Source organism: Flavobacterium sp. ASW18X (assembly GCF_005144745.1).
Lineage (GTDB): Bacteria > Bacteroidota > Bacteroidia > Flavobacteriales > Flavobacteriaceae > Croceivirga.
Map to the genome: position 1 here is coordinate 1 of NZ_SWKK01000037.1, position 16,290 is coordinate 16,290.

The following is a 16,290-nucleotide window of genomic DNA, read 5'->3' on the forward strand; positions in this document are numbered from 1 at the left end:
CAGAAATATCTGCATCGGTAGCCGTCCACGCATTACCTGAAACGGTAGCGGTAGTAGTTACTGGAGGATTCACCCCATCATCAAAAGTTACGGTCACGACTTGGCCATCTTCTACATCCGTAGTAGTCCCTGAGATGGTTACATCCCCATCTTCGGCAGCATTTACGATGTTATCACCCTCAATAGGTGTGGTAATATCGATAGTTGGTACGGTATTATCCAGTGTAATTGGGTCGTTATCGGTAGCCGGATTACCCGCTACATCAGTAACATCCGCCGTTACGGTGATAGTTCCGTTATTCAATCCAGAAATATCTGCATCGGTAGCCGTCCACGCATTACCTGAAACGGTAGCGGTAGTAGTTACTGGAGGATTCACCCCATCATCAAAAGTTACCGTTACCACTTGACCATCTTCTATAGCTGTAGTAGTCCCTGAGATGGTTACATCCCCATCTTCGGCAGCATTTACGATGTTATCACCTTCAATAGGTGTGGTAATATCGATAGTTGGTACCGTATTATCTAAAGTAATTGGGTCGTTATCGGTAGCCGGGTTACCAGAAGTATCGACAACTTGAACATTTACCGTGATGGTCCCGTTATTCAATCCAGAGATATCGGCATCAGTAGCGGTCCAGGTATTACCCGAAACAGTAGCGGTAGTAGTTACAAAATTAGAGCCATCTGTAAATGTTACGGTTACTACCTGCCCATCTTCCACATCCGTAGTAGTCCCTGAGATGGTTACATCCCCATCTTCGGCAGCATTTACGATGTTGTCACCCTCGATAGGGGTAGTGATGTCAATCGTCGGTACGGTGTTATCCAGTGTAATTGGATTGTTATCAGTAGCTGAGTTGCCCGCTACATCAGTAACATCCGCAGTTACGGTGATAGTTCCGTTATTCAATCCAGAGATATCGGCATCAGTAGCCGTCCACGCATTACCTGAAACGGTAGCGGTAGTAGTTACTGGAGGATTCACGCCATCATCAAAAGTTACCGTTACTACTTGTCCATCTTCTACACCTGTAGTAGTCCCTGAGATGGTTACATCGCCATCTTCGGCAGCACTTACGATATTGTCACCCTCGATAGGTGTGGTAATATCGATAGTTGGTACGGTATTATCCAGTGTAATGGGGTCGTTATCAGTAGCTGGGTTGCCCGCTACATCAGTAACATCCGCCGTTACGGTGATGGTACCGTTATTCAATCCAGAGATATCCGCATCAGTAGCCGTCCACGCGTTACCCGAAACAGTAGCGGTAGTAGTTACTGGAGGATTCACGCCATCATCAAAAGTTACCGTTACCACTTGGCCATCTTCTACATCTGTAGTACTCCCTGAGATGGTTACATCGCCATCTTCGGCAGCACTTACGATATTGTCACCCTCGATAGGTGTGGTAATATCGATAGTTGGTACGGTATTATCCAGTGTAATGGGGTCGTTATCAGTAGCTGGGTTGCCCGCTACATCAGTGACATCCGCAGTTACGGTGATGGTACCATTATTCAATCCAGAGATATCGGCATCAGTAGCCGTCCACGCATTACCCGAAACAGTAGCGATAGTGGTTACTGGAGGATTAATACCATCATCAAAAGTTACCGTTACCACTTGACCATCTTCCACGTCTGTAGTAGTCCCTGAGATGGTTACATCGCCATCTTCGGCAGCATTTACGATATTGTCACCCTCGATAGGTGTGGTAATATCGATAGTTGGTACGGTATTATCTAAAGTAATTGGGTCGTTATCGGTAGCCGGGTTACCCGCTACATCAGTAACATCCGCAGTTACGGTGATAGTTCCATTGTCCAATCCAGAGATATCGGCATCGGTAGCCGTCCACGCATTACCCGAAACAGTAGCGGTAGTAGTTACTGGAGGATTCACGCCATCATCAAAAGTTACCGTTACCACTTGGCCATCTTCTACATCTGTAGTACTCCCTGAGATGGTTACATCTCCATCTTCGGCAGCATTTACGATGTTGTCACCCTCGATAGGTGTGGTAATATCGATAGTTGGCACCGTATTATCCAGTGTAATTGGGTCGTTATCGGTAGCCGGATTACCCGCTACATCAGTAACATCCGCAGTTACGGTGATAGTTCCGTCGTTTAATCCAGAAATATCTGCATCGGTAGCCGTCCAGGTGTTACCGGTTACGGTAGCGGTAGTGGTTACTGGAGGATTAACGCCATCATCAAAAGTTACCGTTACCACTTGTCCATCTTCTATAGCTGTAGTAGTCCCTGAAATGGTTACATCGCCATCTTCGGCAGCATTTACGATATTGTCCCCCTCGATAGGTGTGGTGATGTCGATAGTTGGTACGGTATTATCCAGTGTAATGGGGTCGTTATCAGTAGCCGGATTACCCGCTACATCCGTAACATCCGCAGTTACGGTGATAGTTCCGTCGTTTAATCCTGAAATATCCGCATCGGTAGCGGTCCAGCTGTTACCCGAAACAGTAGCGGTAGTGGTTACTGGAGGATTAACGCCATCATCAAAAGTTACCGTTACGACTTGTCCATCTTCTATAGCTGTAGTAGTCCCTGAGATGGTAACGTCACCATCTTCGGCAGCATTTACGATATTGTCACCTTCAATAGGTGTAGTAATATCGATAGTAGGTACGGTATTATCTAAAGTAATTGGGTCGTTATCGGTAGCCGGATTACCCGCTACATCAGTAACATCCGCAGTTACGGTGATAGTTCCATTGTCCAATCCAGAGATATCTGCATCGGTAGCCGTCCACGCGTTACCCGAAACAGTAGCGGTAGTAGTTACTGGAGGATTCACGCCATCATCAAAAGTTACGGTCACGACTTGACCATCTTCCACATCTGTGGTAGTCCCTGAGATGGTTACATCCCCATCTTCGGCAGCATTTACGATGTTATCACCCTCGATAGGTGTGGTAATATCGATAGTTGGCACCGTATTATCTAAAGTAATTGGGTCGTTATCGGTAGCCGGATTACCCGCTACATCAGTAACATCCGCAGTTACAGTGATAGTTCCATTGTTCAATCCAGAGATATCGGCATCAGTAGCCGTCCACGCGTTACCCGAAACAGTAGCGGTAGTAGTTACTGGAGGATTCACGCCATCATCAAAAGTTACCGTTACGACTTGACCATCTTCCACGTCTGTAGTAGTCCCTGAGATGGTTACATCGCCATCTTCGGCAGCATTTACGATGTTATCACCCTCGATAGGTGTAGTAATATCGATAGTTGGTACGGTATTATCTAAAGTAATTGGGTCGTTATCGGTAGCCGGATTACCCGCTACATCAGTAACATCCGCAGTTACAGTGATAGTTCCATTGTTCAATCCAGAGATATCGGCATCAGTAGCCGTCCACGCGTTACCAGTTACGGTAGCGGTAGTAGTTACTGGAGGATTCACGCCATCATCAAAAGTTACCGTTACTACTTGGCCATCTTCTACATCCGTAGTAGTCCCTGAGATGGTTACATCGCCATCTTCGGCAGCATTTACGATGTTATCACCCTCAATAGGTGTGGTGATGGTAATTGTTGCAAGAACATCATGGGTGATATCCCTTGTCGCTTGTGTCGCGGCGTTACCTGCTAAATCCGTTACATCTGCAGTAATAGTTTCTAGCGCATCTAATGCCTGTGCGTCTATTGCTGATATATTTAATGACCAAGTCCCAGCAGTAACAGTGGAGGTGTAACTATTACCGTTTAAGGTAACTGTCACCGTTTGGCCGTCTTCTGCATCAGTTGTTCCAGAAATGGTTACTGGAGCGTCGTCTTCTAACGCATTAATAAAATCATCCCCAGCGACTACATCAATGGTAATTACAGGGTTGGTTACATCAACTGTCAATAAAGCTGCAGAAGAAATTACGGGTGAACAAACAAAAGTTGCATCTGTAACCAGTACTCTGTAGGTATATCCATTGTAAGCTGCAGTAATCCCCGTAAGAGTAAGGTCAGCAGTAGTGCTACCTGTATAAATATCTGTGACATTAGCATCATCGATATCCACAAAACCACCACCCAATTGGTCATCTACCTGCCATTGGTAGGTAAGGTTATTCCCGGTCGCGGTTACGCTAAAAGTTTCTGGGTTGCTGCCATTGGTTAACACATTTTGTGGTTGTTCCGCAGCACCAGCAATAGTAGGGGAGGTGCCTGGTTGTTGAAAGTCGAATTGCGTATTGGTAGGTCCATCTGCATTTACAGGAGTGGTATAGCCATCTGTTACAGTAGTTCCCGTAACTAAACCATTAACATCTACAACAAGAGGTAGCTCGCCAAGAATGCCATCTCCGTTAGGGTCAGAGAACCCAGCTTCCGTAACATCGTTACACCCATCTCCGTCTGCGTCTAATTCTAAATAGTCAGGAGTTCCGTCAGGAGCAGCTTCTGAATCAGCCAAAGTGTAATTAACAGTACCTGCATTTTGTTGTCCACTAGCTTGTACGATATTAGGAATACCATCGGTACCTGCCGCACCATTAACTATGCCATTGGTATGGGCTTGTCCGTGACCTGCTTCTATAGCATCGTAAATACCATCGTTATCAGAATCTAAATCAAAATGGTTAGGTACTCCGTCATTATCGGTATCAAAACTATCCACAATACCATCACCATTAGCATCAGCTCCAAGGTCAAGGTCTCTGTAGTTGGGAATACCATCGTTATCAGCATCGGCACTAGGGTCAAGGCCAGAAGTACTTTCCTCGATATCTAAAATACCATCATTATCATCGTCTAAATCAACGGTGTCAGGAATACCATCACTATCATTATCATCGGCACCTGCTTCTCTATAATCCACTTCTGGTGTGCTACTAATTGCGTTGTTAGGCAAGTCAGCCGCACCATTGTCTTGGTCGTCATTAGCATCGAAAGTCCCTCCTGTAGTATCAACATCGTCATAAGCATCTAGTAATCCATCTCCATCTGCATCTAAGTTATTGGTCGCTGCAGCGAAGCCAGCTTCCTGTCTATCAATTAATCCATCTTCATCAGAATCCAAATCCAAATAATCTTTAATGCCATCTGCATCGGTATCTATAGGAGATAGTCCTTGGTCCCCAGTACCTTCGTAGACATCTAATAATCCATCATTATCAGAATCAGCAATACCACCAGCAACGTAAGAAGCGGTCAACTGTGCCTCTACGTTATCTGGAATACCATCGTTATCTGCATCAATATCTAAATCGTCCGAAATACCGTCGTTATCGGAATCAATACCATCATTTACAGTAAATACTGGAGCAGAACCTGGACCAGACGGGGTACCTAATGGGGTGCCTAGCGTATTATTAGAAGAAGTTGTGTTATTAGGATGAAATAGCCCATTAATATCGCACGTTTGAAATAAAATTAAGCCGGTATAATTGTTGGAAATGAATCCGGTTTGAAGTTCTCCTGTTAGTGTTAAATTTAGTTCAGGTGTTTCATAGTAGTTAAAATACATGGCTAATCTAGCCCCTAAATCAATGTTTGCCCAAGTTTGTGCGGGACCTTGAAAAGTAGTTGTTCCTACTGCATTATTTTCTGTTACCGTAAGTAAGCTGTTAGCATCTACGGCGTACAATCCAGGTCTTGCCAAGGTAACCGTTTCTCTTGTATCCGCACCATCTATATCATAGATAACACCACCAAATCTTGCAACATTTACTTGAAAGTTTGTGCCTGTGGCAACCAGTGTAATTTTAAAACTAACGCTACCCGTATCCCCAGCTATACCTGCTATATCAAAACTTGGTTGCCATGCATCATTACTACCTATGGCATTGGTATCAATGTCATTAAACGTTACATTGGTATCCATGTCTGTTATAGTGACAATAGCATCTAAAACGCCTAAAGAAGAAGTAACTACAGTAGAAAAACGATATTGCGCATTTATGGTACCAGCCCCAGAACCACCACCAATGTAGGTGCCGCCAGTAAAAGTGCCAGAAGGAATGCCACAGGCATCTCCTTGAGTATCCGTAGGTTCAAAACCTAGGGACTCTACATAATCTAAAATACCATCGTTATCATCGTCAATATCTACATCATCATTGATACCATCACCATCGGTATCTACAGGAACTAAGGGCACATGATTATCTCTAAAATCTACCTGAGCTGTAGCAGGGTCTTGGTCGTTAGGGAAATCTGTTGGTTTTTGTCCTGCATTAGTTGCACCAAGGGGATCAGCAATTCCGTTAGGGCCACTAATACTGTTATCAAAAGCATCATCTAAACCATCATTATCGGCATCGGTATTAGCAGGTGTGGTGTCTGGTATATCATCTGCATCGGTATCATAGGCTTCTACATAGTCACTCAATCCGTCGTTATCAGAATCTGTATCTCTAAAGTCAGGTTCTCCTTGCCCATCGGTATTCACAGGCTCATTTACAGAAATTCCAGAGCCTGGAGCGGTTTCATAAATATCTGCCAAACCGTTACCATCAGAATCGCTAAAAGGCTGTATATAACTTGTTGTAGATTGCCACTCTATGTTATCAATGATTCCATCATTATCGGAGTCTAAATCCAAATAATCTGGTTGTGGGTCACCGTCCGTATTTTCTGGGGTGTTTATAAAAGCCCCTCCATTGTCTGCATCAAACGCATCATCAATACCATCATTATCACTATCATTGCCTGTAGGTTGTACAAGGGTATTGTCTGGTTGTGCTTCTACGGTATCTAGAATTCCATCGTTATCAGCATCAATATCTAAATAATCCGCACCAGCTGTACCATCACTGTTAACGGGCGCGGTAGACACGCCGTTACCATCTACACCACCATCTTCAGCAGCATTAGGAATACCATTGGTGCCAGCAGGGCTTTCTGCTGGGTCAATGCTACCATTACCATTGGTATCTAAGGAACCATTACCCGTCTCTACCACATCTGGAATACCGTCGTTATCACTATCTAAATCGAGACTGTTAGGAATACCATCGTTATCAAAATCGGCATTGCCTTCTGTCACATCTGGAATACCATCATTATCATCGTCTAAGTCTCCATTATCGCAAATACCGTCCCCATCCGTATCTGTACCATCATTATTTGGGTCAAAATTTGCGCCAGGAGTAAAGTCTGTACTCGACGTTGCAGAACAATCATCACAACCATCGCCATCTAAATCTTGACAGCTTGAAGGGTCCAAAGGAGCATTGTCGCTGCCATTAGGTACGCCGTCATTATCGTTGTCTGTATCCGTATCATCGGGAATGCCATCACCATCATAGTCTAATTGATAGGTTTTAGTTGCCAAAATAGTAGCACTATTGCCGTTAACATCAGTAGTTGTTAGATTCCCATCAATAGTTAAGTCTGGGTCTGCAATAAGGGCAGATCCTGGCACATTAATACTAAAGTCTCCTGCTCCGTTTACTGTACCAGTATAGGTATTGCCATTAATAGTTAACGTAACTGTATCTCCATCATTGAACTCACCACTAACAGTTCCTGTAATTGCAATAGTAGTATTTGCTTCCGTATTATCTATTAAATTATCTGCTGTAACGTCGTCTATAACTAAGGTGGGATTTGGATTGGTGTTATCCAAAGTAATCGCTACAGTATCCGTAGCCGGGTTACCTGCTACATCCACCACATCTGCAGTCACGGTAATGCTGCCGTTGTTCAATCCAGAGATATCAGCATCGGTAGTGGTCCACGCGTTACCAGAAACAATAGCGGTGGTAGTTACTGCTGGATTAACCCCATCATTAAAAGTTACAGTTACCGTTTGGCCATCTTCCACCCCTGTTGTAGTACCAGAGACGGTTACATCACCATCTTCTGCTGCATTTACAATATTATTTCCTTCAATAGGGGTAGTAATATCTATAGTGGGTAGCGAGTTTTCTAAAGTAATAGGTGTACTATCGGTTGCAGGGTTGCCTGCCACATCGGTAACATTTGCGGTAATAGTTATTGTGCCATTATTCAATCCAGAAATATCAGCATCATTAGCGGTCCATGTGTTACCCGTAATTGTAGCGGTAGTAGTTACTGGAGGATTCACCCCATCATCAAAAGTTACGGTTACTATTTGCCCATCTTCTATATCTGTTGTAGTACCAGAAATGGTTACGTCGCCATCTTCGGCAGCATTTACGATATTGTCACCCTCAATAGGTGTTGTTATGGTTATAGTTGGTGCTGGTGTAACTGTTAATTGTGCTTGAGCTTCTAATGGACAAGGATTGTCTGTATGCGTTACAATTACCTTATAAATATTGCTGTCCATTGCCAACGTTACATTGGTAAGGTTTAAATTGGCTCCTGTTTCTCCATTGATATTGGTAAAATTAGAACCACCATCTGTACTTACTTGCCATTGGTAATTTAGATTTGCAGATTCATTAGTATCATAATTAGGGGTGCCAGAGGTAAAACTAGATGCACCAGATGCAGAAGCAACTACAGTAAAAGTAGCATCTGCGCCATCTACAGTTGCTTGGTTAACTGGGGCTGTATCAATTGTTTTTTGCACAGCACTACTAACAGCACTCGTATTACCAGAATAAGATGTGGTTGCACCAGTAACTTGCCCGTTAGCATCATAGCCAGAACCATCTACTTCTCCATTACTATCTGTATCTGTATGACCTGCTTCTACCGCATCATTACAACCATCATTATCACTGTCAGTATCATAATGGTCTGGTAATCCATCTTTATCGGTGTCTAAAGCTATACAATAGGAAAATTCATAAAACTGCATGGTTACATTACCTGCTCTACCATCATTTTTCCCTGCAACAATAGTCAAAGTGTCAATAGCTCCTTGAGAAGCAATTGAAATTGAATTATTAGGAGCGTTTGCTCCCGCAGACATGCTCACAACGGATTGATTGGTTATGGTAATATCTGCTGGTGCTATGTTAATGTTGGTTATGTCTAAGGGTACATTACTACCATTCAAAGTAGCGCTAAAATCTACCCTATCTGCATTGTCAATACCTCCCCATTTAAATTCAGATAATTGAATTGGATTGTCAAACGTAAAGGTGTACACTGCAGCATCGATAGAAGAGGCATCTTCTGGATATGTTGTCCCAGCAGCAAAATTGGTATTTGTGGGTTGTACTTGCACGTAATTGCCGTCTATACCAGCAGTTGGTCCTGCACTGGTTACTCCACCAGACCATGCTGCATTGTTTAGTAATTCATAGTTAAATGTGCCAGTAACATCACCATAATTATACACATTACTTACAGTGCCTGAGGCACTGGTATTATCAGAAAAAGTAGTACCTAGTGGCACAAAACCACTGGGGCAATTATACTCGTTACGGTCTAAAATACCGTCATTATCGTTATCTAAATCCACACGGTCTACCACGCCATCGCCATCTGTGTCTACCTGCGTACCGTTCAATGTGATGACAAGATTGGCTGTGTCTGAGTTAGGGCCGTCCGCTAACCTGTATAGAAAGGTTTCCGTTAAAGTCTGACCTACTAATAAATTAGAAACTGCAGGATTGTTAATATCTGGATAGTAGATATAACTACCGTCACTATTTACTGTTATCGTGCCATAAGTTCCTGCATAAGATGTATTAACATTTGCTGGGTTTGAATCTATTTCTGAAATAACTATACTTGGATTTTCTCCTTGCCAATATAAATCTGAAACCCCAGCAATTTGGCCTGATTGGTTAGCATTGGTTGCATTAGGACCATAATTATAACTTAAAACAAGTTGGTCTATTGGTTGATTAAAAAATACATTAATATTACCAGTAGCATCGCTGGTAACAGCGCTACCCGTACCATAATACGTATTGCCGCCTGCATCAACAACGCCAGCAGTTGTTGTAAAATTATAGGCCACTAAATTACCATCTAAGTAGCCCATTATGGTCATTTGATCTTGCCAAGCTGGGGATTGTGCAAAATCTATATCAACCAAAAGAAACCCTAGATTAAAAACAGGTTCACTAAAATCAATTATCAATTGGGTATCAGAAGAGGGTTGTGTTGCAGCATCTATAGAAAACAGAAAATAACCTGTATGGCCGCCGTTGGTGCCTGTTTGTACAACTGTTTGATTCTGGTTGGCAACACCTATATTAGAAGGATCATTAGACGTAAAGTTTAAGGTAACGCCGTCTACTGTTCTTGTTTCACCACCAATGGGAGCAGATAACCCATTGAATACCCCTCCTGGGGTGCTAAATTCATTTTCCCATACAAATTGGGACAAGCCACGGTCTATAAAATCTGCACCGTCAACACCTATATCTGTAATTATATTTCCGCTTACATTAGCATCTGTAACCACGTTTATTTGATTAGTATTATCTAAGGCTACAGGGGAATCATCAACACCATTGATAGTTATAGTTAAAATACCATAATCTATAATGTCATTAGCGTCCTTTACGGTATAGGAAATAATATCTTGTATACTTTCTCCATTTTTAAGACCTACCACGGACGAGTTTTCTTCATCTACATCATAGGTATAACTACCATTTGCATTTATGGTTATACTTCCGTAAAGCGTAGTATATACATTGCCTACTTGACTAGGGTACACATCTACTTCAGAAACAGTTAATCCAGAGCCAGAATCGGCACCATCTAACAATACATTTCCTGTTATGGTTCCAAGATTGTTAGCACTAACGGTGTTAGTGTCATCTACAGCTGTTGGTCCTGTTTGGTATACTCTTAAGGTTGTTTGTGCACTACCGCTAGCTAAATTAGGATCCGTTACAGATAAGGTAGCCGTTCTTATGCCTGGGGTAGGAGTATTGGTGTTATTTCTGTAGTATAAGGAGTTAAGTAATTCTAAAAAAATTGAATTAGGGATGGGATTTCCGCCAATCTCGGCAAAAGTGAACGTATTAAAATTTTGCACCATTCTAATGGTGGTACCGCTAACATTAAAATCTCTTGTACTATTGGCAGTACCAAAATTAAACTGAACGGGACCATTGGTTACGTATAAAAATTCTGTTCCATCCACGTTACCACCAAAGGTTAGGGTGGCATTTAAAATAGTATTAGTATCTGAAGTTAAAGTAGGAATTAGAGAAATGGGGGATATATTCCCTGTTGTTGGTCTAAATTGTAACTCATAGTCCACACCGCTTTTAATACCATCTAAATCTATTATGGGATTGGCATAACTCGTTTCTATTTCTAGAAATGTGTATCTAGATGTTTTTTCAATAGCCATTAATTGTGATGAACGGCTCAAACAGAATAGAAAACAAAATACCAATAAGGTTTTTGCATACGTAAATGGAAATACTCTCATACCTTTTATACCTAAATCTTTAATTATTCAGCTCATGTAACTGAAATTTAAAATAAATCAGTAGTTAAATTCTTACTAAAAAATGTTGTAATATGCCGATAACTGTAGGTAAAATCTTATATAAATGTAATGAGTATTAACGTAACTGTAAGATTTTTATCGGATTATTTTGTTAGTTTATCTAAAAAAATAACCCTAGCTTAAGACAAAAAAAACCTTCAACTGGGAGTTGAAGGCGATACTTTTTTTGGATGTAAAAGGCAATCTATTTTTTAATAATAAATTCAGACCTTCTGTTTTTTTGATGTTCATTTTCAGTGCATTCTATGTTGTTGCTACAAGAATTTACCAAGCGTGTTTCTCCATACCCTTTTGCAGAAAGTCGAGCAGTAGATATTCCCTTACTAATAATGTAATCTTGGGTACGTTTAGCGCGCCTATTAGATAACCACAGATTATAGGCGTCTTCTTCTCTGCTATCTGTATGAGAACCAATTTCTAAATTAACTTCTGGATGTGCTTTTAAATAAGTAACAACCTTATCTAAATTGGCGTAGGCATCATAACGTAGGTAAGAACTATTTAAATCAAAATAAATGGGGTCTAATTGCAACAATTTAACCAAGTCTGTGCCAGTTGCACCGTCATTACCAATAGTAATAGTTATAGGTTCATGGGCTTCGTCATTCTTAAAATTGCGTATCTCAAAGGTACCTTGCCTATAGCCATCTTTACCCGCTATGATAGTTATTTCTTCTTGGCAGGGTAGTGTAGCGGTAAAGCTCCCATCTGCAGCCGTATTAACAGTAAGTAATTCTTGGCCACCATCACCAATAAAAAGTATACTGGCATCTGCTACAGTACTTTCAGCACTTTCTTCCTTAACCCAGCCCGTTATCGTTTTTTCACAGTTAGCATCTGCCAGTTTTACTACGTAGATGTCGTCTTGTCCAGCACCGCCAGTACGGTTAGACGCTAAATAGGCAAAGGTAGCATCAGGATTTGTAACATAAGAAAAATCGTCGGCCTGACTATTTATAGGAGCGCCAAGATTTATTACTTTTTGTAGTTCCTCATCAAACTTAAAAATATCCATTCCACCCAAACCAGGATGTCCATCAGAGGCAAAATGCAATTTGCCATTTGTTGCTACAAAGGGAAAATTTTCTTTAGCTTCTGTATTAATTTCTGGACCTAGGTTTACGGGTGTTCCAAAACTACCGTCTTTTCGTATTTCCACTTTAAATATGTCTGATGCCCCATGCGTACCAGGCATGTCAGAACTAAAATAAAGGGTAGTGCCAGTGGTATCTAGTGCCGGGTGTGCAGTAGAGTATAAGTCACTATTAAAAGAGAGGTCTTCTGCTGGGCTCCATTGTCCATTTTTAAAATGGGAACGGTAAATTTTTAAACGACTAATACCATTTTTGTCACGTACAAATTTGCCCTTTTTCATATTATTTCTGGTAAAGTACATGGTTTTACCATCTTTACTAAACACAATAGAACTTTCATTAGCTTCTGTATTTACACTAGTAGAAAATTGTTTTGGACTCTCTGCTGGTATACCTTCGGTCAGTTCAGCAGAATACAAATTTAAATAAGGACGTTTCAGCTTTTCATCAGTATCTTTTGTTTTGGCTGTGGCATACACCAATTGCTGATTTAGAATGGCAGGTGCAAAATCTGTTTCGCTGGTATTTATATTTTTAAGGTTGATGAGTTCTGTACCCACAGAGGCTTGGTTAATTTTTTTGAGGTAGTCTCTATTTGCCGCAAACTGCTTGGCGCGTAAATCTGAGGGATTTAACAAAACGAACTTTTCCATCCATCTGTCAGAGGCTTCATATTCCCCAATACTTTTAAGACACAAAGACAATCTAAAAAGGTAATTTGGGTCATAATCTTTTTCTGCTGTACGCTCCATCAATTTTGCATACCAATAAGAGGCAACATCATATTTTCCTTTTAAGTAATTAGCATTCCCTAGGGTCTTGTAAATTTCTAAGGGAGGCATGCCATTGTCTAATAGTTTTTTATAGGGCGATGTGTCTACCATGTACCCATAATGGTCATAGTTTTTGGCTTTGTCCACTTTTTTTTGAGCGCTTAGGGATACAAAGCACAAACCGATAATTGCTATGGTGAGTTGTTTAATCATTAGGCACTAAAAAAATCGGGGAGTTAAATCTATTTTCTCTTTTTTGATAAATTCATATCTAAGAAAAACTTCAAAAGAACCATTGTTAAAAGTTTCTCCTCCAAACGTAGAAGTCTCCTTATCGTAAGCTAGTCCCATCAACAGTTTTTCGTTCAATTGAAAACCAACCAAACCACTTAATGCATTATTAATACGGTAAGCACCGCCCAATATGAACTTTTGGTTAAACATAAAGTTGGCAGATACATCCACCGCTAATGGAGCTCCGTTGGTCATCTTAACCAAAGTTGCAGGTTTAAATTTGGTTTTTGCACCAATGTCAAACACATATCCCATAATTCCGTACCATGTAATATTTTCTAAATAAATACTACTATCATTGCTGTTATCGGTATCAAAATGCTCAGTTTTTAAAAAGCTAGGCGTGGAGAATCCCGCATAGAATTTTTCATTGTGATAATAAATTCCTGCGCCCACTGTGGGGGCAAACTTTTTATAAACGTCGCCATTACCAATGGGAGCTGTAGAGGCATCATAATTGGTGAGATTGGCAAAATTTACATTTAAAAAACTAGCTCCCGCAGATATTCCAAAAGATAGCGTGGAGTTGCCAGTGGGTACATGATAAGCAAATACGCCTTGAAAAAAGGAATCTTGTATAGTTCCATTTCCTATTTCGTCATTTACAAAAGAGAATCCTAACCCAACACGCTCGCTTACTGGCGAACTTAAACTTAAAGTCTGGCTGGTAGGGGCGCCATCTAGACCCACCCATTGAGAGCGATGCAACCCGGTAATTCCTAAGCTTTCTCGCGAACCGGCGTAGCCTGCATTTACTACTTGTGTATTATACATGTATTGGGTAAACTGGGCATCTTGCTGACCAAATACAACCTGGATGCCTTGGAAAACCAATAAGAATAAAAGAATTTTTTTCATGACTTATTTGTTGATAAATAGGTATCCTTTTTTTGTTTTATAACTTTCGTTTACACGGTATCTAATGGTGTAGTAATAAATACCACTTGGTAACTGTTTGCCATCATTACCATAACCCTTAAAATTGTTACTTTCATTATGGTACTGCTGTGTATTCCAGACTAAGGTGCCGTATCTATTTAGTAATTCCACTGTGTTTTCTGGATAATAAGCGATATTGAAAATTCTAAAATATCCATTTGTAGCGCTAGGAGTTACAACATCATTTTTAATAAACAGTTCACAATCACTGTTTGCAGGGGGTGTGCCTCCTACAGAATCGCATGGATCTAGAGGATTTGTACCGTCTAATACTTCTTGTCCATCATCGATACCATCACCGTCTGTATCTGGATTGTTCGGGTCTGTACCCAAGGTGTTTTCGTCCGTGTCTATTAAGCCATCGTTATCTGCATCTATAGTGTCATTTAACCTAAAATCTATATTACCGTTTCCAGTATTGTTTACGGCGTCACTAGCGGTTATTTGTAGCACTGTGTCATAACTGTCATTTTCATAAAAACCAGAGATAGGTGTGGCTATAGCTAAATCTATTTGCCAATTTCCGTTAATATCTGTTGTGGTTTCATAAACAACGTCGGTTACGGAATCACTATCGATATCAATCTCTATAAACAATTGTTCGTTAATATCAGCTTGACCAGTAATTACAGGAGCAAGAATAGTAGCTGTATTACTATCTACTATTGGAGCATTTATATCCACATTATAATTATGAATAATGGCTGCAGAACCTGTATTTCCAGATATATCTCTGGTCACAATTTGTGCCACTATTCCCCAATCATCATCTAGTACCAAATCTTGGCCAGATACGTCAATGGCAAAAATTCCATTAGTATCTATGGTACCAGAATAAGTAGTGTTATTACTGATTAGATTTACCGAATCTCCCGGACTAAAATCACCACCGACTATCCCTGTAACCATTATATTTGTAGTTGATTCAGCGATATTTATGATATTATCTAATGTGATTGCGTCTACCTGAATTGTAGGCAATAATATTACAGGCGGACTTTCAGCACAATCGGGAATAGAATTACCATTTGCGTCTGTTGTATCCTCTATTACTTCCACTTCTGCGATGGCATCTGCAGTACAAGGCGAAGTTGCGGGGACAGTGTAAGTATATGTACCAGCACCAGCTAAAGCAGGTGCCCAAGTTCCAGTGTTGTCTGGAGAACCACCGAGTTGCGCAAAAAGTTGTGTAGCGGTAACGGTTGCTCCTTCGCAAATGATTAAAGTTCCATTGCTACCTGCATCTGGAGCAGCTTGTTCCGTTACTTCCACTTCTGCAATGGCATCTGTGGTACAGGGCGAAGTTGCGGGGACAGTGTAAGTATATGTACCAGCACCAGCTAAAGCGGGTGACCAACTTCCAGTGTTATCAGGAGAACCACCGAGTTGCGCAAAAAGTTGTGTAGCGGTAACGGTTGCCCCTTCACAAATGACTAAAGTTCCATTGCTACCTGCATCCGGAGCAGCTTGTTCCGTTACTTCCACTTCTGCAATAGCATCTGCAGTACAAGGCGAAGTTGCGGGGACAGTGTAAGTATATGTACCAGCACCAGCTAAAGCAGGTACCCAAGTTCCAGTGTTATCAGGAGAACCACCAAGTTGTGCAAAAAGCTGTGCAGTGGTAACGGTTGCTCCTTCGCAAATGACTAAAGTTCCATTACTGCCTGCATCTGGAGCAGCTTGTTCGGTTACTTCCACTTCTGCAATGGCATTTGCAGTACAAGGCGAAGTTGCGGGGACAGTGTAAGTATATGTACCAGCACCAGCTAAAGCAGGTGCCCAAGTTCCAGTGTTGTCTGGAGAA

Annotated in this window: 4 protein-coding genes; all 4 read right to left on the reverse strand. The window is 41.3% G+C overall.

Going from position 1 to position 16,290, the window contains the following annotated elements; genetic code table 11:
• The coding region (locus tag FBT53_RS15770; protein ID WP_136952154.1) for an S-layer family protein at positions 1-11,305 on the reverse strand (11,305 nt) is incomplete at its 3' end.
• 265 nt (positions 11,306-11,570) lie between these two features.
• A complete protein-coding gene (locus FBT53_RS15775; RefSeq protein WP_136952155.1) occupies positions 11,571-13,466 on the reverse strand; it encodes an OmpA family protein in 1,896 nt (631 codons plus the stop codon).
• 6 nt (positions 13,467-13,472) lie between these two features.
• A complete protein-coding gene (locus tag FBT53_RS15780; RefSeq protein WP_136952156.1) occupies positions 13,473-14,405 on the reverse strand; it encodes a type IX secretion system membrane protein PorP/SprF in 933 nt (310 codons plus the stop codon).
• A 3-nt stretch (positions 14,406-14,408) separates the two neighbouring features.
• The coding region (locus tag FBT53_RS15785; RefSeq protein ID WP_136952157.1) for a gliding motility-associated C-terminal domain-containing protein at positions 14,409-16,290 on the reverse strand (1,882 nt) is incomplete at its 5' end.

What these genes read in the sequence shown, in the direction of transcription:
- FBT53_RS15780 (WP_136952156.1), bottom strand. Translation starts at nt 14,405, where the DNA reads ATGAAAAAAATTCTTTTATTCTTATTGGTTTTCCAAGGCATCCAGGTT.
- FBT53_RS15775 (WP_136952155.1), bottom strand. Translation starts at nt 13,466, where the DNA reads ATGATTAAACAACTCACCATAGCAATTATCGGTTTGTGCTTTGTATCC.